14 protein-coding genes are annotated in these 18,977 nt (G+C 70.3%); 6 read left to right on the forward strand and 8 right to left on the reverse strand.

Going from position 1 to position 18,977, the window contains the following annotated elements:
* Positions 1-529 precede the first annotated feature (529 nt).
* The gene (locus G6O54_RS09385; protein WP_165223762.1) at positions 530-1,936 is read right to left on the reverse strand and encodes a lactate racemase domain-containing protein; all 1,407 of its coding nucleotides are present in this window, start codon (positions 1,934-1,936) and stop codon (positions 530-532) included.
* Positions 1,937-2,186: 250 nt separating this feature from the next.
* Between G6O54_RS09385 and G6O54_RS09390 the strand changes: the two genes are divergently transcribed.
* On the forward strand, positions 2,187-3,545 hold the full coding sequence (locus G6O54_RS09390) for an LbetaH domain-containing protein (RefSeq protein ID WP_165223765.1): 1,359 nt from the start codon (positions 2,187-2,189) through the stop codon (positions 3,543-3,545).
* A 20-nt stretch (positions 3,546-3,565) separates the two neighbouring features.
* Here the strand turns inward: G6O54_RS09390 and G6O54_RS09395 are convergent, their stop codons facing one another.
* The 3 genes from G6O54_RS09395 to G6O54_RS09405 form a co-directional block, all read right to left on the reverse strand.
* Positions 3,566-4,825 carry an NAD(P)/FAD-dependent oxidoreductase gene (locus G6O54_RS09395; protein WP_165223767.1) on the reverse strand — a complete coding sequence of 420 codons (1,260 nt, stop codon included), beginning with the start codon at positions 4,823-4,825 and terminating at the stop codon, positions 3,566-3,568.
* On the reverse strand, positions 4,822-5,769 hold the full coding sequence (locus tag G6O54_RS09400; protein ID WP_165223785.1) for a proline racemase family protein: 948 nt from the start codon (positions 5,767-5,769) through the stop codon (positions 4,822-4,824). Before G6O54_RS09400 ends, G6O54_RS09395 begins: the two co-directional genes overlap by 4 nt.
* A 111-nt stretch (positions 5,770-5,880) precedes the next feature.
* The gene (locus G6O54_RS09405; RefSeq protein WP_165223788.1) at positions 5,881-6,783 is read right to left on the reverse strand and encodes a dihydrodipicolinate synthase family protein; all 903 of its coding nucleotides are present in this window, start codon (positions 6,781-6,783) and stop codon (positions 5,881-5,883) included.
* Between the two features lie 182 nt (positions 6,784-6,965).
* On the opposite strand from G6O54_RS09405, the gene G6O54_RS09410 reads away from it, so the two are divergent.
* Complete coding sequence (locus G6O54_RS09410) at positions 6,966-7,709, forward strand: AraC family transcriptional regulator (RefSeq protein WP_165223791.1); 744 nt, start codon at positions 6,966-6,968, stop codon at positions 7,707-7,709.
* A 542-nt stretch (positions 7,710-8,251) separates the two neighbouring features.
* On the opposite strand, the gene G6O54_RS09415 is transcribed toward G6O54_RS09410, so the two are convergent.
* The 3 genes from G6O54_RS09415 to G6O54_RS09425 form a co-directional block, all read right to left on the reverse strand.
* On the reverse strand, positions 8,252-9,538 hold the full coding sequence (locus G6O54_RS09415; protein ID WP_165223794.1) for a hypothetical protein: 1,287 nt from the start codon (positions 9,536-9,538) through the stop codon (positions 8,252-8,254).
* Between the two features lie 48 nt (positions 9,539-9,586).
* Positions 9,587-11,041, reverse strand: coding sequence for an NAD-dependent succinate-semialdehyde dehydrogenase (locus G6O54_RS09420; protein WP_250846794.1), 1,455 nt, complete (start codon positions 11,039-11,041; stop codon positions 9,587-9,589).
* 224 nt (positions 11,042-11,265) lie between these two features.
* Positions 11,266-12,708, reverse strand: coding sequence for an MSCRAMM family protein (locus tag G6O54_RS09425; RefSeq protein ID WP_165223797.1), 1,443 nt, complete (start codon positions 12,706-12,708; stop codon positions 11,266-11,268).
* Positions 12,709-12,915: 207 nt separating this feature from the next.
* Between G6O54_RS09425 and G6O54_RS09430 the strand changes: the two genes are divergently transcribed.
* The 4 genes from G6O54_RS09430 to G6O54_RS09445 all read left to right on the forward strand — a co-directional run bounded on the left by G6O54_RS09430 (position 12,916) and on the right by G6O54_RS09445 (position 18,368).
* Positions 12,916-13,326 carry a BlaI/MecI/CopY family transcriptional regulator gene (locus G6O54_RS09430; RefSeq protein WP_165223800.1) on the forward strand — a complete coding sequence of 137 codons (411 nt, stop codon included), beginning with the start codon at positions 12,916-12,918 and terminating at the stop codon, positions 13,324-13,326.
* Entirely contained in the window at positions 13,326-15,773 is a 2,448-nt protein-coding gene (locus G6O54_RS09435; RefSeq protein ID WP_165223803.1) for a M56 family metallopeptidase, read from the forward strand. Before G6O54_RS09430 ends, G6O54_RS09435 begins: the two co-directional genes overlap by 1 nt.
* Before the next feature lie 85 nt (positions 15,774-15,858).
* A complete protein-coding gene (locus G6O54_RS09440; protein WP_165223806.1) occupies positions 15,859-16,026 on the forward strand; it encodes a hypothetical protein in 168 nt (55 codons plus the stop codon).
* Complete coding sequence (locus G6O54_RS09445) at positions 16,017-18,368, forward strand: M56 family metallopeptidase (RefSeq protein ID WP_165223809.1); 2,352 nt, start codon at positions 16,017-16,019, stop codon at positions 18,366-18,368. The genes G6O54_RS09440 and G6O54_RS09445 overlap by 10 nt, the downstream gene beginning before the upstream one ends.
* A gap of 204 nt (positions 18,369-18,572) precedes the next feature.
* Here the strand turns inward: G6O54_RS09445 and G6O54_RS09450 are convergent, their stop codons facing one another.
* On the reverse strand, positions 18,573-18,911 hold the full coding sequence (locus G6O54_RS09450) for a hypothetical protein (protein WP_165223813.1): 339 nt from the start codon (positions 18,909-18,911) through the stop codon (positions 18,573-18,575).
* Between the last annotated feature and the right edge of the window lie 66 nt (positions 18,912-18,977).

Here is an 18,977-nt window from a genome sequence, read left to right on the forward strand (position 1 = left end):
CTAGAGCGCGTAACGCTTGGATCGCATGCGGACTGGGAGCCGGCTTCCACAGGGTTCGCCTGTGGCATCAGCCTGGGGGATAGCCAAGGCTCACCCGGTCGCCGGACGGAGCCGGCTCCCACGGGGCTCGCTCGTCGCATCGGCCTGGGGTGGCCACGGCTGGCGCGGTCGCTCCTTGCCCGTGGTTGATCCGAACGTGAATCGCTCTAGAACTCCGTCAACACTCAGGATTCGGGTTGCAGGACAGACAGGAATGTCTGTCTCCCGGGTTTAATGCCAGGTGAGTCGGGGATTTCGGAGGACAGGCATTCCTGCCTGTCCTGCTGCCAACCCGAAAATTAAGCTGTGACAAAGCACTAGCGATGAGCCGGCACCCATGCTGTGCGGGGGTTCAGGACGGCGTCACCGCCGGCGAGTCGGCTGAGACCTTCGGCCTACCGGCCCGCACCGGTCGAGATCTCCTGGGGCGCGGTCGGCTCCCGCTCCCCGTCGTTACCCCATTTCCAGCAGTCCACCTTCCGGACCTTGGCTATCCCTCGTCGACTGGCACGTACGTCAGCCCTCCCTGGGGGAAGATCCGGGCGGACGGCTCGACGCCGCGGGGGCCGGTCCTGGCCGCCGCGGCGATCGCCGCGGCCCAGAGCTTGGCCTGGTCGTCGAAGATCCGGACGGGGCCCAGCCGCGGGCCGATCCGCTCGAAGAGCGGCGGGGAGTACACCAGGACGGCCCGGTCCACGACCAGCTCGCGCGCCCACCGGAGCATGAAGGCGGCCGGCGAGCCCGTCGCGGAGAGGACGCGTTCGGCCAGCGGCACGGCGCGGCGGATCCCCCAGCCGCCGGCCGCGCCGGAGGCCGCGATCAGCCGCATCGCGGCCCGCGGGAAGGAGCGGTCGATCTCCTCCGGATCGGTCCAGAAGAGGCCCGCGAGCACCCCGCCCGGCCGGCTCGCCGCCCGATGATGGAGCAGCACCTTGAAGCTCTGCATCGGGTCCCCCGGCCACGGGTGATTGCCGGCCGCCACGATATCCGCCGGCCTCGCGGCCGGCGCCCGGAACCGCCGCCGCGCCTCGGCGGCGAGCGCGTCCTGGACCCGCGCGGGATGGCCGGCGGCCACCCGGAAGACCTGCCCCGGCGCGCCCAGCAGGTGGCTGATCGAGACGCACGGGCCGAGCATGCCGGCGGCCTCGTGGATCGCCCGTCGCATCGGGTTGCTGCCCGCGTCGCCGCCCAGCAGCCGGCCGGCGTCATGCCCCTCCCGGCCCGTGATCCCGCGACGGTGCAGCGCCCCGAGGGTGGTCCGGTGGCTCGTCCCGGGGAAGATCAGCTTGTAGCCGCCGCCGAATCCCGCCTGCAGGTGCGGCAGGACCGACCCGATCAGGATCCGCAGCCCCGCCCTCGCGACCGGGGAGAAGACCCGCACCGGCAGGCCGGTCGCCGTCGTCCCCAGGTCGTCGTAGGCGGAAAGGTCGTCCACCGGCGGGCTGTGGCACTGATACCGCGCCGCGACCTCGGGGCCGACGCGCCGCTCCATCGCGGCCCGGTCCACCGCGTGGTGCCGGCCGACGCCCGCGCTGATGGAAATGTCCCCGGGGGCCACGCCCGCGGATTCCAACTCGCGAAGCACGGTCGGCAGGGCCTCGCGGACGGGCGTCCAGCGGGACGGATCGTCCACGACGATGGCGATCTTCATCCCGGGCCCGGCGACGTCTCGAATCCGCCCCATGCCGTCCGGGGTCGCGAGTGCCGCCCCGAGGGCGGCTTGATAGTCGCCGACCGCGTCCCCGAGATCCGGACGGACGATGTCCCGCTCGCGGACGATCATCCCCGGCGGGAAGGCCAGGTCGAGGATGTCGTCGGGCCCCCAGGGGATCCTGCACGCGGCGACCGTCGCCGCGGCGCCATCCCCCGATCCGTCGGATGCCGACGCGCCTTTCAAGATCGTGTTCTCCGTGTCTGCCGGGGTGCCGCCCGCAGATCCGTCAGGATCGGTCGCCTCGCCGCACCCCCTTCGCCGTAAGATCCCACCATCCCGCAAAACGCGGCCCGCGGCAACCGCAAGCCGCCGCCGCACCCGGCCGCTCGAATGCAGAGTCGGGCGGGGAAATCCGATAGTGATGAGGCAAGGGATTGCTCGGGGGCCGTCCTCGACGCTCGGGGCCGGGGCCGCAGGATGGAGCGAGTCCAACATGGATCGATCGACGCGAGGCGAGCGATGGAGGCGCGCCTGTCGGCCCGGGAATGAGTCCCTCGAGGGCCGACAGTTGCTCAGCGGCACGTGGCCCCCGTACATCTCGAAGGCCGAGCTCCGCGCCCTGCTCCGCGAGGGGACGCCCGCGGTTCGCCCCAACACGCCGGTCCTGCCCTACGGGAACACGGCCAAGCTCGCCACCTACATCGATCCCACCACCCGGATCAACAACGGCTATGCGGTGATCGTCGGATCGCCCGGGTTCATCGGGCCCTATGCCACCCTGGATGCCCACGGCGGGATCGTCAAGATCGGCAACAGCTCGGTCATCCTGGACAATGCCGCGATCGTGGCCAACACGGCGCGCGCCGGCACCGCGCCGGCGCCCGAGGCGAACATCGGCAGCTACGTGGTGGTCGGCTACGGCGCGACGATCCAGGGCGCCAGCACGATCAGCTCCTACGCCGCCACGAAGCCGACGGTGATCGGCCCGGGGGCCCTGATCGACGGGGCGACCGTGCAGGAAGGTGCTATCGTGTCGGCCCTCGCCCGGGTCGGGCCGGGCGTCACGGTGCCGTCGGGGATCCGGGTCCTGCCCGGCATGAACGTGACGACCGCCGCGGAAGCCTCCGACCCCACGCTCGGCAAGGTCGTGGCGGTGACCGCCGGGGACGTCACCGACGCCACCAAGCAGTTGACGAGCAACCTCACGCTCGCTCAGGGCTACATCACGCTCTACCAGGGCCAGTCCGCCACGGGAGTGAGCACGGGCGTGCCGACCACGGTCACGGGGGTCTACTACGGGAACCTCGCCGCCGTCTCCGGCGTTTCTCGCCAGCCGGGCTCCCCCACGGCCACCACCGCCTTCCTGCCCCCGGGCAAGGGCGCGCAATTCCCCGGGCCCCGCCGGGCGCACGTGCAGAGCACGCTCTCCAACTTCCATGCCCGGGTCACCGGCCAGGCGCTCTTCCACCAGCGGGCCCGGGCCGTTCAGGGCGGCGTCGGCCGCGGCGTCGCGATCCGCGCCGACCAGGGCCAGCCGATCACGATCGGCTCGATCTCCGCGCTCGGCAACGGCGTGACCATCAACTCGCCGGGAGGCGGCGCGCTCGCGATCGGCCAGGCTTTCACCGCCGGCAACAACGCCACCATCCTGGGCGACGGCACGAAGACGGCGGTCATCGGCGACAACGTCACGATCGGCAACGCCGCGGTCGTCGCCGGTTCGTCCCTGGGGAGCGGGACGATTGTCGGCGACCACGCCTACGTCCTCAACTCGACCTTCGCCGCCGATTCCCAGATCCCCGCGGGTGCGATCTACATCAACAACAAGCTCGTCGGCACCGTGCAGTGGTGAGCGCGTGCCGGCCGGATGGTTCAGAACCGCCCCACCGCGTACGGCCCGGGGTCGACGTGGGTCGTCTCGCCGCCGATCAGCTCGGCGACGAGCTTGCCGGTGGCCGGGCCCATGGTCATGCCGAGCATGTTGTGGCCGGCGGCGACCACGACGTTCGACAGGGCGGGCGAGGCACCGATTAGCGGCAGGCCGTCGGGGGTCATCGGCCGCCAGCCCCACCACGATTCCAGGGGCCGGCCGGTGGTCTGCGGCTTCAGGTAGCGGTTGGCCGTCTCCGTGAGGACGCCCAGGCGGTTCGGGTCCAGGCTCGTGTCGGGCCCGACGAGCTCCATCATGGAGCCGATCCGGAATCCCGAGTGGAACGGGCTGACGGCGACGCGATCCTCCTCGAAGATCATTGGCAACGCCGGGCTGCCCTCCGGCTTCGGATAGGTCACCGAGTAGCCCTTGCCCGGCTGGATCGGGACCTTGCAGCCGAGCTCGCGGGCCAGGCCCGGCGTCCACGCCCCGAGCGAGACAACCACCCGGTCGGCCGGGATCTCGCCCTGCTCCGTGCGGACGCCGGACGCCTTGCCGTCCCTGCGGATGAAGCCCGTCACCTTGCGGTTCTCGACGATCGACACGCCCCGCGCGGTCAGCACGCGCCTCAGCTCGTCCATGAGCCGGTCGGGCCGGAGCTGGGCGTCCCCCTCGTAGAGCCAGGCGCCGGGGAGGCCCGGCCTGAGGGCCGGCTCGAACTCCGTCAGGGCGTCGCCGTCGAGCCGCCGCGCCGGGGTGTTGAACCGGTCGCGGAGCAGATGGTCCACCTCCGCGTAATGGTCCATCGCCGCCCGGGTGCGGAAGACGAAGAGGAGGCCGTTGCGGTCCCATTCGCAGGCGAGCGACTCGTCGCGGATGATCTCGTCGTAGAGCGTCCGGGACGACTTCGTGAGGGCCATGATCGGGCCGGCGGCGGCCATCATCGCGGCCTCGTTGCACCGCCTGGCGAACCGGACGAACCAGCCGGGATCGCGGAGCACGGTCCCCACGCCGATCCTGATCGGCGAGCCTTTTTGCATCATCGTCCGCAGGGCCTGGCGGATCGCCCCCGGCCCCGCCAGCGGCAGGACGTGGCTCGGGCAGATGTAACCGCAATTGCCGTGCGAGCAGCCCCCGCCGAACGTGCCCGCATCCACCAGGGTCACCGAGCGCCCGGCCCTCGCCAGGAAGTAGGCGGAGAAGGCCCCCACGACCCCCGCGCCGACCACCACCACGCGATCATCGCGCCCCGGAACGGTCATGATCGGATCCCCTCCCGGAACGGGTCGGCCGGGTCGAAGAGGAGGGTGGCCTCCGCCGTCACGTAGGCCTCGCCGGTGATGGTCGGGACGATCCGGCCGGAGTCCGCGCGACGATAGGTCCCCTCGAAGACGCTGCCGATGACGCTCTCCTGCCGCCAGGTGTCCCCCTCGGCCAGCTTGCCGTCGGCGGCCAGGCAGGCGAGCTTGGCGCTCGTCCCCGTGCCGCAGGGGCTGCGGTCATACGCCATGCCCGGGCAGAGGACGTAATTCCGGGCGTGGTTCGCCGGGTCGGCCGGCGGGCCGTACAGCTCGACGTGGTCGATCTCCGAGCCCCCCGCGCCGGTGATCTTGCCGGCCTTGAGCGCCCGGCTAATCTGTGTCGACCGCCGCAGCAGGTCGTCGGCCGAGCGCAGGTCGAGCGTCAGGCCGAGCGCCGGGGCGGGGGTGAGGAAGAACCAGTTGCCCCCCCAGGCGACGTCGCCGGTCACCGGCCCGACGTCCGGAACGTCCACGGTGACGCCGGCACCGTGCCGGTAACTCGGCACGTTCTGGATCGAGACCCTCGCGCCGCCGCGGTACTCGAAGCCGACGACGCCGACGGGCGTGTCGAGCTTGTAGGAGCCCCGCCCGATCTTCCCCATGTGGGCGAGCGTCACCGCGACGCCGATCGTCCCGTGCCCGCACATGCCGAGCACGCCGACGTTGTTGAAGTAGATGACTCCCGCCACGCAGCCGGGTTCGTGCGGCTCCACGAGCATCGCGCCGACCACCACGTCCGACCCGCGGGGCTCGTTCACGACCGCCGACCGGAAGCCGTCGAACCGCTCGCGGAAGACCTCCCGACGCGTCGCCAGCGGCCCGCCCCCGAGATCCGGCCCCCCCGCGATCACCACCCGCGTCGGCTCGCCGCCGGTGTGAGAATCGATCACATGGACTTTCTTCATCCGATGAACCCCTCTCTCTGTCTCCTTGTCTCTTCCGCTTCCCCTTCTCTCCCCTTCTCTCCCCTATCCGGTTCTTCTCCGTGCCTCTGTGCCTCTGTGGTTCGTCCCGTCTTATCCTCTCGGTCGGCTCTCGATCCCCGCGCGGATGACCGCCAGGACCCGCTCCCGTTCTTCGCCGGCAAGCGTCTGTCGCGGCCCGCGGACCCACTCGGCGCCGAGGCCGGCCTCCTGGACCAGGAGCTTGATGTACTGGACGAACTTGGGGTGGGTGTCCAGCTTCATGAGCGGGGCGAACCAGCGATAGAGCGCCTTCGCCTCGTCCCACTTGCCGGCCCGGGTGAGGTCCCAGAGCCGTTGATTCTCGGTCGGGAAGGCGATGCCGGAGCCGGCGACCCAGCCGTCGATGCCGTTGAGCGAACACTCCATGATCAGGTCGTCCACGCCGGCGAACATCGCCAGGCGGTCGCCGATCGCCAGGCGGATCTCGGTGATCCGCCGCGGGTCGCCGGAGCTCTCCTTCATGGCGACCAGGTTGGGGATCTCCAGGTATCCGGGCAGCTTCGCGGGGGTCACGTCCACGGTGTAGGCGATCGGGTTGTTGTAGAGCATCCACGGCAGGTCGACGGCCGTGGCGACGGCCCGGAAGTACGCGAACGCCTCGGCCTCGTCAGGGCGATACACCATCGGCGGCATGATCATGAACCCGGCCGCGCCGTTCTTCGCGTAATCGCGGACGCAGCGCACGGCGACCGCCGTCGAGGACTCCGCCACGCCGCCGATCACCGGGACCTTGCCGCCGACGGCCCTGACGATCGCGGAGAGGACCTGCTGCTTCTCCTCGGGGCTCATCGCCTGGTTCTCGCCGAGCGACCCGCAGGCGACGATCCCCGCGACGCCCGAGGCCACCAGGGCCTCCGCGTGCCCGGCCGTCGCCGCCAGGTCGAGCGAGCGGTCCTCGCGGAGCTGGGTCGTGATCGCCGGGAAGACGCCCGACCATTTCGGATTCTGTGCCATCGATGAGTCCCCTCGGTTCCGGCCCGATCGATCCGCGGGCCCGTCCCGTCCCGTCCCGTCTTGTTCCTCGAGCGTCCACGCGACATCATGGATTCTCTCGGAGACGCCCGCCGAAGTCTTGGCGATTTCCGAGAATGCGACTCGATTCCGCGCACAGTCGATGTCGAGGCGAGGGGCTTTCGATGGGGACCGACCCGGCCGCGGAGCTGTTCGCTCGCCTCGCGGAGCCGTTCACGGGCGAGGCCCTGTTCGACCGGCTCGACGGCGTCGTCTACTTCGTCAAGAACGAGCGGGCCGAGTACGTGCTCGTGAACCGGACGCTCGTCGAGCGCTGCGGCGCCGCGGAGAAATCGGAGCTGATCGGCAAGACGGCCGAGGACCTCTTCCCGCCGCCGCTCGGGCGATCGTACCGCGAGCAGGACGAGGCCCTGATCCGCTCCGGCGAGGCGATCGTGGACCAGCTCGAGCTCCACCTGTACCCGGGGGGCCGGACCGGCTGGTGCCTGACCAACAAGCTGCCGCTCCGCGACCGCGAGGGCCTGGTCGCGGGCCTCGTCGGTTCCTCCCAGGACCTCCGCCCGCCGGCCGAGGCGGAGGACGGCTACGACGACGTGGCCCGCGCCGTGCGGTTCGCCCGCGAGCACCTGGAGGACCGCCCCTCGGTGGAGGCCATGGCGGAGGTCGCCGGCCTGTCGGCCTACCAGCTCGACCGCCGGATCCGCCGCCTCTTCAACCTCACCCCCGGCCAGCTCCTGCTCAAGCTCCGGATCGACGCCGCCGCCGAGCAGCTCCGCCGGACCGACCGCCCCGCCTCCCACGTCGCCTTGTCCTGTGGCTATTCCGACCAGAGCGCCTTCTCCCGCCAGTTCCGCCGCACCATCGGCCTGACGCCGCTCGAATACCGCGAGGCATATCGATCGACGTGAACCCCGCGCGGAAGCCGAGGGCGGTCCGCGAACGAACCTGGATGTTGTGCCGGGTAAAGGGCCTGGCTTCTGTCAGAAAAGCGGACCGACTTTCGGTTCATACGGCGGAAGCGCGCGCCGAATCGCGGGATCGGTCCCGCCGATGTCGATCGGGTTCTGCTCTCCGGGTGGCTGTGGTGGAAGCGAAGCGACACCACGGGATCGCGACGGCTCGATGCGGGCCGGAGTCCTTCGCGCAAACCTCGACCATCCGGGGCTCGCTCCGTGCTCCCGGTCGTCTCCCTGACAGGCCCCGACCTGGACGCGGTGATGGCCCAGCGGAACCACGGCCGGGGGCCGGTGCGAAGGTCACGAGCTCGCGCGCAGGCCCCGTCGATCCCGTGGTATCGCTTCGCTTCCACCACAGCCACCCGACTGGCCGGCGACCGCACGTCACGAGGAATCCGCTCTTGCCGCTGGCGCACGCGTCCGCCGGATGAGCCAGGCTTTCTGACAGGGGGTTGCGGCGAGACCTGGCGATTCATGCGCAGGCTTGCAGACGCCTAGGGCTTCCCCTTTTCCGAACCGTGATCCGCTGGATCCGACGTCATGCCGTCATTGAACCACCGGCCATTCAGTCTTCGGAACTTCCAGAGCCGACGGACGGGTTTGGCCGCCTTCTTCGCGCCATCCTGGTGGACCTGATCGCGGTTCCCTGCGACCCAGCCCCGGGCCGTGTCCCCGGACACCTCGATCCCTTGCAGATCCCCGAAGCCATCCACAGAATCTGAGGCCTCTTGCCGTCCCCCCCACATGATCTCGCTCACTTCCTCGTAGAACGACGCCATCTTGTCGGCGTCCCGAGGCGTCATGGCCTTGATGCGCTCTTCCAGGCCGAAGCCGAAGAGCGGAAAGACCAACCCATGCTTCTTCATGGTCTCGCGAAACCTGGCCTCAATTGCCTCCTGTGCGGCAAAATCAGGTTCGTTCCCAACGAAAGGACCCCCTATCCCACCCCCGGTCTCAAAAACGACCCAGAAACTCACGAGATTCTCGACCTCCTGGCCCTGGACCGCGGGGGTCGATGAGGCGAAGGCCGTGCGCCAATCACGCCCGGCGAGGGCCTTCCGCCTCGCCTCGAACGCCTCTCGGGGCGAGGCATATCCGGGCGGCCCCTGCGCCGGCTCGTGGGAGATCCGGCGGGTATAATCCCAGGTCTCACTGTCGTTCAACCACCGGCCGTCTACCTTCCGGAATTTCCGCAGCAGGCGGGCGGACCTGGTCGAGTTCTTGAAAGTCCACACGATCCAGCCGCTGGCGGAATCGCCGGATTCCACCACCCCTTGCAGGTCGCCGAAGTCGTGAATCGACTCCGGCGACTCCTTGCCGACGGGCCTGATGAGCTCGCTCGCCTCCGCGTAGAACGCCGCCCTGTCAGCGACGCGAGACGCCATGGTCTTGATGAACTTCTCTTGATTGAAGACCAGACCGAAGGAGAAGTTGGTTAGTTCCAACCCGTGCTTCTTCATGGCCGCGCTCAGCCTGGCCTTGTTCGCGCTGCGTTGGGGTTCCTCGAACTTGTAGTCGTCGAACCCGCACTCATTCAAGATCCAGCAACGCACGAGGTACTCGACCTCGAGGTCCTGGACCGCGGGGGTCGATGAGGCGAAGGCCGTGCGCCAATCACGCCCGGCGAGGGCCTTCCGCCTCGCCTCGAACGCCTCTCGGGGCGAGGCATATCCGGGCGGCCCCTGCGCCGGTTCCTCGGCGCCTCGGACGGCAATGTCCATCGCCTGGACGCTCGTCGCGCCCAGGCAAAGCAAGAGGACGCTTCGACGAATTCCGTACATCCCTTGGGGCTCCGATTCGGCCGCCCTCCATCCTTGCGTCGGAGACGCTCACCCCTCCCTCAGCCCGACCGACACGTACTTCGTCTCCAGGTACGCCTCCAGGCCCTCGACGCCGAGCTCGCGGCCCATGCCGGATTGCTTCATGCCGCCGAAGGGGCACTGGGGCGTGGCGGGGACGGGGTCGTTGATGCCGATGATGCCGGCCTCCAGGCCCTCGGCCATCCGGGTCGCGACCGTCAGGTCATTGGTGAAGACGTAGGCGGCCAGGCCGTACGGGGTGCTATTCGCCGCGGCGATCACGTCGTCGATCTTCGCGAAGTCGAGGATCGGCATCACGGGGGCGAACGGCTCGTCGGTCATCAGCTTCATCGAGCCGTTGACGTTCGTGAGCACGGTCGGCTCGAAGAAGTAGCCCTTGTCGAAGCGGGTCGAGCGGCCGCCGCCGGTGAGGACCCTGGCGCCGTGGGACTTCGCGTCGTCGATGAGCGCGGCGGTCTTGTCCATGGCCTTCTGCTCGAACATCGGGCCGACCTGGACGCCGGGCTCCAGGCCGTTGCCCATCTTGAGGTTCTTGGCGAGCTCGACGGCGGCCTCGGTGAAGTCCTTCGCGAGCTTCTCGTGGACGTAGAACCGCGACGGGGCGACGCAAACCTGGCCGTTGTTCCGAAACTTACCGATGACCGCCGCCTTCGCCACCTGCTCGACGTCGGCGTCCGGGAAGACGATCAGCGGGGCGTGGCCGCCGAGCTCCATGCTCAGCCGCTTCACCTGGTCGGCCGACCGGCGGATCAGCTCCTTGCCGACCTCGGTGGAGCCGGTGAAGCTGATCTTGCGGACCTCCGGGCGCTCGAAATAGACGTCCGCGACCTGCCGGGCCGGGGCGATCACCAGGTTCGCCACGCCGGCGGGGGCGCCCGCCTCCGCCAGGCACTCGAACATGCCGATCATGATCAGGGGCGTCTGGTCGGCCGGCCGGCTGACCACCGTGCAGCCGACGGCCAGCGCCGGGGCGATCTTCCGGCTGGCCAGCGCCATCGGGAAGTTCCACGGCGTGATCGTGCCGACGACGCCGACCGGGTGATGGATCGCATAATGCCGGCGGTTGCCCGTCCAGTGGGGGATCACTCGCCCGTAGGCGCGCTTGCCCTCCTCGGCGAACCACTCGAAGGTGTCGGCGGTGGCGAGGACCTCGGCCTTGGCCTCGGGGATGGGCTTGCCCTGCTCCATCGTCATGACGCGGGCGAGCTCGTCGGCCCGGCCGCGGATCAGCTCGGCCGTCTTCTTGAGGACCTTCGCCCGCTCGTAGACCGAGGTGGCCCGCCAGGCGGGCATGGCCCTCGCCGCGGCGTCCACGGCGCGCTCGGCCTCCGCGCGGCCGCCATAGGCGACCTCGGCGACCGTCGATTCGTCGGCCGGGTTGATCACCGCCAGCGTCTTGCCGCCGGGGGCATCACACCACGTGCCATCGATGTACATCCGGGTCCCCGTCGTCGTCTCGGCCATCGCGTCCGACCTCCTCGTGGGCAAGAGTCCAATCCCTCAAATCGTAACGGCCGGGCAAGGCCCCTGTCTTGTCCGATCGGGCGGAACCGGCTCCATTCCGCGCACAAAGACGGGGGAACGCTAACCACAGAGGCACGGAGGCACGGAGAAGAGAAGAAGGATTTTTAGGAGCCGGCTCCGTCCGGCGATCGGGAGAGCCGTGTCCCGCGAGGCATGTGCCCGCTTCATTTCTTCTCGCCCGGTTTCAGGGTGATCTCGGCGAGCCGGCCGCCCTCGAGATCGACCTTGATGGGGCCGGTGATGTCCTTGCCGTCGGACGGGTTGGGCTTGCCGCGGACGATGTAACGGCCGGGCGGGATGTTGGAGAGCTGGACCTGGTTCTTCTCGTCGAGGATCGAGGAGCCGCCCCAGCTCCCGACGACGGCGCCCCCTTCGGGCTCGATCTCCACGATGTACTGGGCCGGGCGGGTCGTGCCGGTGAAATCGACCGTAACTCGCAGCCGGGCGGACCGCTTCATCGTCAGAGCGATCTGCTCCGACGGCACCTTGATCGAGGGCCCCAGGCCGGGCCGGACATAGCCGAACTTGTGGATCCAGATCGAGGCGTTGCCCACCGGGAGGCCTTCGAGGGCGAATATCCCGTCCGGGCCGGTCTTGCACTCGAGCTCGACGGGCATCTCGTACCGGCCGGGCGAGGTCCCCTCGGCGGCGGCCGTCACGTTGTCGAACCGCACGTCCACGCCATCGATCGGCTTGCCGGCCTCGTCGACCACCCGGCCGGAGATCGCGGCGGGGCGTGCCAGGCCGGCCTTGAAGTCCTGCCAGTGCGGCTGGCCGTCGGGCCGGACGTGGCCGACCACCCGGGAGGCGAAGCCGCGCCCATGCACGACAACCTGATACCAGCCTGACGGTACGTTCCGGAAGACCCAGCGACCCTTCTCGTCGGCCTTCGCCTCGGCCGCGGTGGTGTAGTCGTATCCGCCGGTCTTCTTCGGCTCGATCCGCCGGAGCTCCGCCGTCGCGGCGGCCGGGGCCTTCGTCGCCAGGTCGATCGCGGTCCCCTCGATCACGGTCCCGTCGGCCGCCTTGAAGCCGTGGGCCTCGAGCCGTTCGTCGACGACCTTCAGTCCCTCGGGGACCACGACGTCGGCCCACTTGACGTTCCCGCCCGTCCAGATGTGCAGCTCCGTGGGCGGGCCGAGCCCCGCGTCGACCGGGTCCGTGGGGTTGAGGCTCGGCGGCATCGCCCGCAGCCGCTGCCAGCTCTCCGGCTGCCAGACCACGAACATCCAGTCGATCCGGGCGTCGAGGTCCTTCTGCTCCTCGCGGTTCGGGTTGATCCAGAAGCTGGCGCCGACGCCGTCGTGGACGTAGACCCGCCGGTTCTTGGCGTCCATCCGGGACAACCCCGTCAGGATGGCGTTGAGCGACTTCGCCTCGCCGCGGCACTCGGCGTGCCACTGGCCGCCGCCGAACGGCGGCCCCTCCCACCAGGCGATCCGCGCCGGGTGGTTGAAGACCGCCTCCGCCCCCTTGGGCCACCCCGGGTCCCGGATCGGCGTGTTGCCCACGCCGCCGGTGATCAGGGCGAACGCCGCCGGCGGGCCGAGCATCGCCAGGCCGATCCCGAGTGCCGACGCCGCGAACCTCGTGCGCCATCCGCCCATTGCCGCCCCCCTTCGTTCGATGTGCCTCGCCGACCCAGCGTGCCCCCGCCGCGGCGGCGAGTCAACGCCCATCCCGATAACGGGCAAGCCCCGCGGATTTCCGAAGGAATCCGCGAAAGCCGCGTCGCGGACCCGGCGCCTCCTTGACACGGCTACATTCTGTCGCCATGATCGGCGACGTCATGTAGTCAAGGCGAGGGAGGTGCCATGGGCGAGGCGGGACGCGAGCTGCCGGAGCTGTCGCCGGCGCAGGCGGAGATCATGGAGATCGTCTGGGACCGGGGCGAGGTCTCGGCGAGCGATGTCCGGGAGGTCCTGTCGGCGGCGCGGCCGGTGGCGAGGAACACGGTGCGGACGCTCCTGGAGCGGATGGAGGAGAAGGGCTGGCTGCGGCACAGGGAGGAGGGGCGGACCTTCCTCTACGCGGCCGTGCAGCCGCGGAAGACGACCATCGGCCGGAAGGTGCGGGAGGTCGTGGACACGGTCTGCGGCGGCTCGGCCGAGGCGCTCGTGGCGGCGCTCCTGGACGACCGCGGCCTGAGCGCCGGGGAGCTGATGCGGATCCGCGAGATGCTCGCGGCGGCCCGCGCCACGCGGACGAAGAAGGGAGGCTCGTGATGTCGTTGGTGACTATCGTGGAATGGATATACCCCGGCGATACGGCCGTGGCGTGGCTGGGCATCGTCGCCGCGGGCGTGGCCCTGCTGGCGGCGATGGCGGTCATGGCGTCGCGGCTGCGGTGGCTCGCTCGCCGACCGGCGCCGCGGCACGCGGTGCTGTTCTCGGCCCTGGTCGGCGGCCTGGTGATGCCCCTGCTGGTGGCGCTCGTCGCCGCCGCGGGGCTGGCGATCGCGGTCCCGGTCCTGCCGGCGCGGGAGGCTGTCGCGGGGCATGATCGGCCTGTTGCGAAAGCCGCGGCCGTCTCGCCGATGGCCCCCCTGCCCTTGCCTTCGCGGCCGGGTGAAGTCGTGCGGGCCGGCGCCGTGGCGGAGGTCGAAGGTCACGCCGCGGCCTTCTCTCCGGCTCGGGCTTCGATCGTGATCGGACTGGTCCTCTGGGCAATGGGTAGCCTGGTCCTGTTCGTGGGCCTGGCCCGTGGAATCCGGCTGGCGAGGCGGCTTCGCCTTTCCGCGCGGCCCTGCGACGATCCCGCGGTCGCCGCCGCCGCGACGGTGCTCGTCGCTCCTGACCTCGCCACGCCGGTCGTGGTCGGGATCGTGCGTCCGGTCGTGATCCTGCCGGCGGGCCTGGCCGGTGCGATCTCGGCGGACGAGCTCCGCGACGTGTTGCATCACGAGATGGCCCACGCGCGACGCCGCGACCCGCTGGTCGTGCTCTTGCAAGGCATCGCTCGGGCGCTCTACTGGCCGATCGTGCCGGTCCATCTCCTCAACCGAGAGCTGGAGCAGGCCCGCGAGGAGATCTGCGACAACCACGTGCTCCGGGATCGCGACCCGCTGAGCTACGGAGAGACCCTGTTGCACCTGGCCGAGCTGGCGACTGGGCTCGAGGCTCGGCCGCTTGCTGCGTCGGCCGGGATCCTCCACTGGCGGGGGAAGCTCGAGTCGCGGATCGCCGGCCTGCTGGACGCGAGCCGGAGCACCGCGACGCGGACGCCTCGGGCGCTCGCCTGGGGGATCCTCGCGTTCTTCCTGGGCGCGGGATTCCTGACCGCGTCGATGCGACTCGTCGCGAGGGGGGCGGAGCCGGAACCGCAACCACCGTCGCCCGCGGCACCGGCCGCGAAGCCCGAGGGCCGGTCGATCCTCCTGAAGGCGGTCGGCCCCGACGGCTCGCCGATGCCCGGCGTGGCGATCGAGGCCGACATCGTCGCGGAGCCGGCGTATCGCGGCGACCGTCGGTTCGTGACCGACGGGCAGGGACAGGTGCGGCTCGCGCTACCCGGTGGCATCGAGGACTTCACCCTCCGGGCGCGGGCGGATCGTTGCGTGCCGATGGTCGCCGAGTGGCGGGGGGTGGATCGGCCGTCGACCCTTCTCATGTTCAAGTTCACCGGGTTCGCCTACAGTGGCGACGGCAAGATCTCCATGATGCTGCCGGTCGAACAGGAACGCATGGAAGCCGAGAGCCGGCGCGAGCCGCTGCCGGCGGAGTTCACGTTCCGGATGGATCGCGGGAGCGCCATCGGCGGCACGATCCGCGACCCCGAGGGCCGGCCCATCCCGGGGGTGAGGGTCGAGGTCCGGTCGCTCGTCTATCCCGAGCGGTCGAGGGGGCGGGCCATGCCCGACAATCAGCCCGCCACGGGCGAGCATGCCCCGCGGACGGGTGCCGACGGCCGCTGGTCGTTTGACGGGGCGCCGGCCGGCCGCTGGCAGGTCGAAGGAGGGCCGAAAGGGCTCCGGGATCCGGTCTTCCAGATCCTACCCAGCCGCGCCGGCCATGCGGTCGGTGCGGACCGGGATGGGTTGCAAGCCCTCCCCGGCAGTCCGACCATGCGGGCGCTTCGCGAGCAAACGGCCGTGTTGACGATGCGGCCCACGGCGGTCGTTCGCGGCACGGTCACCGACGCGGATGGCAGGCCGGTCCCCGGGGCGGTGGTGATCCCGGATCTCCCCCCGGCGGACCTGAGCGCCGGCGGCCAGGCCGTCAAGGCGGACGATCAGGGTCGCTTCACGCTGCCGCCGCTGGCGTCCGAGCGGCAGGCCCTCTGGGTCGTCGCCGAGGGCTGGATGCCGGCGAAGCGAGTGGTCGACGTCGGGCCCGGGCTGGAGCCCCTGGCGATTCGCCTCGGGCGTGGCAAGGACCTGCGGATCCGGTTCGTCGATCCCGCCGGCAAGCCAGTGCCCGGCGTGGACGTCTCGTTCAACCTCTGGCAGGGCGGCAACTGGCTGTATATCGGCACCCAGGCCGGATATCCGGATGCGAAGATTCCCCGGCAGGCCGATGGCGATGGGCTCTATCGATGGCCGTGGGCGCCCGGCGAGGAGACCCTGTACGTCTTCTCGAGGGAGGGCCTGCAGCCCCAAGTCACCAGGCTGGCCGCCGACGGCCAAGAGCACACGGTCGTCCTCCGCGAGGGGGCTGCGATCAAGCTAAAATGATCCGCATGTCATGATCTTTTGCAGGGTGCATCAAACGCAGCGCGGACGCACCTCTCGAGAGAAAACGTCAAGGAATATAGCTGTGATGCGCCGTGCCCCGCTCCAGCCGTTCGGCCAGGTCCGGGGCCTGGGCGTGGCCCAGGGCGGCGGCCTTGCGGGCGGCAGGGGCGGCTGGGAGCTGATGCGGATCCACGAGATGCTCGCGGCGGCCCGCGCCACGCGGACGAAGAAGGGAGACTCGCGATGTCGTTGATGACGATCGTGGAGAGGATATACCCCGGCGATACGGCCGTGGCGTGGCTGGGCATCGTCTCCGCGGGCGTGGCCCTGCTGGCGGCGATGGCGGTCCTGGCGGCGCGGCTGCGGTGGCTCGCTCGCCGTCCGGCCCCGCGGCATGCGGTGCTGTACTCGGCCCTGGTCGGCGGCCTGGTGATGCCCCTGCTGGCGGCGCTCGTCGCCGCCGCGGGGCTGGCGATCGCGGTCCCGGTCCTGCCGGCGCGGGAAGCCCCCGCTGAGCGTGAGCGGCGGGCGAATGTGGGCGAGGCTGTCGCGCCGATCTCCCCCCTGCCCTCGCCTTCGAGGTCGAGTGAGCCGGCGCGGGGGGGGAGCGTGGTGACGGTCGATGGTGCTGCCGCGGCCTTCTCTCCGTATCGAGCCACGGTCGTGATCGTGCTGGGGCTTTGGGCGATGGGTAGCCTGGTCCTGTTCGCGGCCCTGGCGCGGGGAATCCGGCGGGCGAGGTCGCTTCGTCTTTCTGCGAGCCCGTGTGACGATCACGCGGTCGCCGCCGTCCTGGAGCCTCATCCGCGACGAATCAGGGTGCTCGTCTCTCCGGGCCTCGCCACGCCGGTCGTGGTCGGCATCGTACGGCCGGCGGTGATCTTGCCGGATGGCCTGGCCGGTGCGATCTCGGCGGACGAGCTCCGCGACGTGTTACATCACGAGATGGCCCACGCGCGACGCCGGGACCCGGTGGCCGTGCTCTTGCAAGGGGTCGCGCGGGCGTTGTACTGGCCGATCGTGCCGGTCCATCTCCTCGGTCGCGAGCTGGAGCGTGCCCGCGAGGAGATCTGCGACAACCACGTGCTCCAGGATCGCGACCCGCTGAGCTACGGCGAGACCCTGTTGCACCTGGCCGAGCTGGCGGGCGATCATCGCAGACATCACCTCGCCGCGTCGGCCGGGATCCTCCACTGGCGGGGGAAGCTCGAGTCGCGGATCGCCGGCCTGCTGGACGCGAGCCGGAGCACCGCGACGCGGACGCCTCGGGCGCTCGCCTGCGGGATCCTCGTCCTATTCCTGGGCATCGGCTCGCTCGCCGCGTCGATGCGGTTCGTCGCCAGGGCCGAGGCGAAGGAGGCGGCGCCGACGGCCCCGGCCTCTCCGACCACGGTGCCGCTCGCGAAGGCCGACCCGCCAGAGGCCGAAGGCCGGTCGATGCTGGTCCACGTCATCGGGCCCGACGGCAAGTCGATGGCCGGCGTGAAGATCCACGTCAGTGTCTGGACGCGACCGATGGTCCCCAGGAGGAACTTCGACTACGTGTCCGATGGAGAGGGCAACGTTCGCGTGGAACGGCCGCCGGGCCTGTACATCTTCCGCCTCTGGGCGAGGGCCGATCATCACGTGCCACTGTTCGCCCACTGGGAGGAGGCCGAGAATCCGGAGCGGACGCTCCCGGAGGAGTTCACCTTCCACATGGCCCGCGGTACCACAATCGGCGGGATCATCCGCGACCCGGACGGCAAGCCGATCCCGGGCGTCACCATCGAGGTGGTGCTCTCCCGCGGCGGCAAGGTGGAAGGGCGGACCTCACCCAATCGGTGGCTCGCCGAGGGGCCAACCGCCGTGCGGACCGACGCGGAGGGGCGCTGGTCGCTCGACAACGTCCCGCCCGGGCTGGACCTGGACCTGCGGCTCAAGCTGGCCCATCCTGATTACGTCTCGGACGCGAACTGGGGCGACTCGCAGCAGGCGCAGGGCGTGGACCTGATGCCCCTGCGCCGGCGGACGGCGATCCTCACGATGCGCCCGGGCCTGGTGGTGACCGGCATCGTCACCGACCCGTCCGGCAAGCCGGTGGCTCGGGCCGTGGTCGTCCGCGGGGACAATCCCTACTTCGAGCCGGGCAGCCAGGAGATCCTGACCGACGAGGCCGGTCGCTACACGCTGCCGCCGCTGCCGGCCGGGAAGGTGAACGTCACGGTGATCGCGGAGGGCTGGAGCCCCGCGCGGCGATCGGTCGAGATCAAGTCCGGGATGCCGCCGGCCGACTTTCGCCTCGAACCGGGAAAGGAGTTACGGCTCCGGTTCGTGGACGGGGCGGGCAAGGCGGTGCCGGGCGTCTACGTCGGGATCGGGACCTGGCGGGGCGGCGAGAGCCTGTACAATCACAAGCATCCCGACGTCCTGGACACGAAGATCCCCATCCAGGCCAACGACGAGGGGCGGTTCCAATGGTCCTGGGCGCCGGCCGACGCGGTGAACTACCGATTCGGCAAGGAAGGCTTCGAGGGCGTCGAGAAGGCCGTCCTGACCGCCGATGGCCGGGAGCACACGGTCATCCTGCGCCAGAATGCCAGGGTCCGGCCATGAGCATGCTCGCGTGGTTCTCTTTTGTGGGGTGTGCCGTATCCAGCGGAGCGCACACGCACCGGATCGCCTCGTCCTGTGGAACCAGCGGTCGCCAAGAGGAGCTCGGCTCTGGATGACGACGGTTCCGGGTCCGGTCGCGAGGACGGGCCGATCCGGTGCGGTTCCGTGCATCCGCTCTCCGGTTGACGCACCCTGTGACTGGGATCAGGACCGCACCCTGTCACCCCACAGGACCAGCGTCCGTTCCACGATGTCCGCCGCATCAAGCAGGCATCCGTAGCTTTCCGAGGCGACCATGCGACCGGATTCAAGCCAGATGAGGCTGCCCGAGCCGAGCGCATACTTCATGGGGAAGCCCAGCGGCTTCAGGAAGTCGCGGACCGTCTCGTCCTCCTCATCGAGCGAATAGAACGCGATATCGATAGCCGGGTGGTCGGCCGACAATCGCTCGATTGCTTCCTGGAAGGCCCGGCGGGCCCGGCGCTCCGGGACCGACCACTCCACGGTAAGATAGACCAGCGCCAGAGGGCTCGCACGAATCACCTGGGGTCGGGCCGATCGCCGATGGAGGTTGGCATCCGGGCCTCTACCGCCTGCCGATTCCGAGTC

It is taken from the genome of Aquisphaera insulae (assembly GCF_011064615.1).
Classification (GTDB): domain Bacteria; phylum Planctomycetota; class Planctomycetia; order Isosphaerales; family Isosphaeraceae; genus Aquisphaera; species Aquisphaera insulae.

Bases quoted from the DNA above. Each gene is read 5' to 3' on its own strand.
- G6O54_RS09440 (WP_165223806.1), top strand. From the start codon at position 15,859: ATGCGCCGTGCCCCGCTCCAGCCGTTCGGCCAGGTCCGGGGCCTGGGC.
- G6O54_RS09435 (WP_165223803.1), top strand. From the start codon at position 13,326: ATGTCGTTGGTGACTATCGTGGAATGGATATACCCCGGCGATACGGCC.
- G6O54_RS09410 (WP_165223791.1), top strand. From the start codon at position 6,966: ATGGGGACCGACCCGGCCGCGGAGCTGTTCGCTCGCCTCGCGGAGCCG.
- G6O54_RS09395 (WP_165223767.1), bottom strand. From the start codon at position 4,825: ATGACCGTTCCGGGGCGCGATGATCGCGTGGTGGTGGTCGGCGCGGGG.
- G6O54_RS09415 (WP_165223794.1), bottom strand. From the start codon at position 9,538: ATGTACGGAATTCGTCGAAGCGTCCTCTTGCTTTGCCTGGGCGCGACG.
- G6O54_RS09405 (WP_165223788.1), bottom strand. From the start codon at position 6,783: ATGGCACAGAATCCGAAATGGTCGGGCGTCTTCCCGGCGATCACGACC.
- G6O54_RS09420 (WP_250846794.1), bottom strand. From the start codon at position 11,041: ATGGCCGAGACGACGACGGGGACCCGGATGTACATCGATGGCACGTGG.
- G6O54_RS09390 (WP_165223765.1), top strand. From the start codon at position 2,187: ATGGATCGATCGACGCGAGGCGAGCGATGGAGGCGCGCCTGTCGGCCC.
- G6O54_RS09445 (WP_165223809.1), top strand. From the start codon at position 16,017: ATGTCGTTGATGACGATCGTGGAGAGGATATACCCCGGCGATACGGCC.
- G6O54_RS09400 (WP_165223785.1), bottom strand. From the start codon at position 5,769: ATGAAGAAAGTCCATGTGATCGATTCTCACACCGGCGGCGAGCCGACG.
- G6O54_RS09430 (WP_165223800.1), top strand. From the start codon at position 12,916: ATGGGCGAGGCGGGACGCGAGCTGCCGGAGCTGTCGCCGGCGCAGGCG.
- G6O54_RS09425 (WP_165223797.1), bottom strand. From the start codon at position 12,708: ATGGGCGGATGGCGCACGAGGTTCGCGGCGTCGGCACTCGGGATCGGC.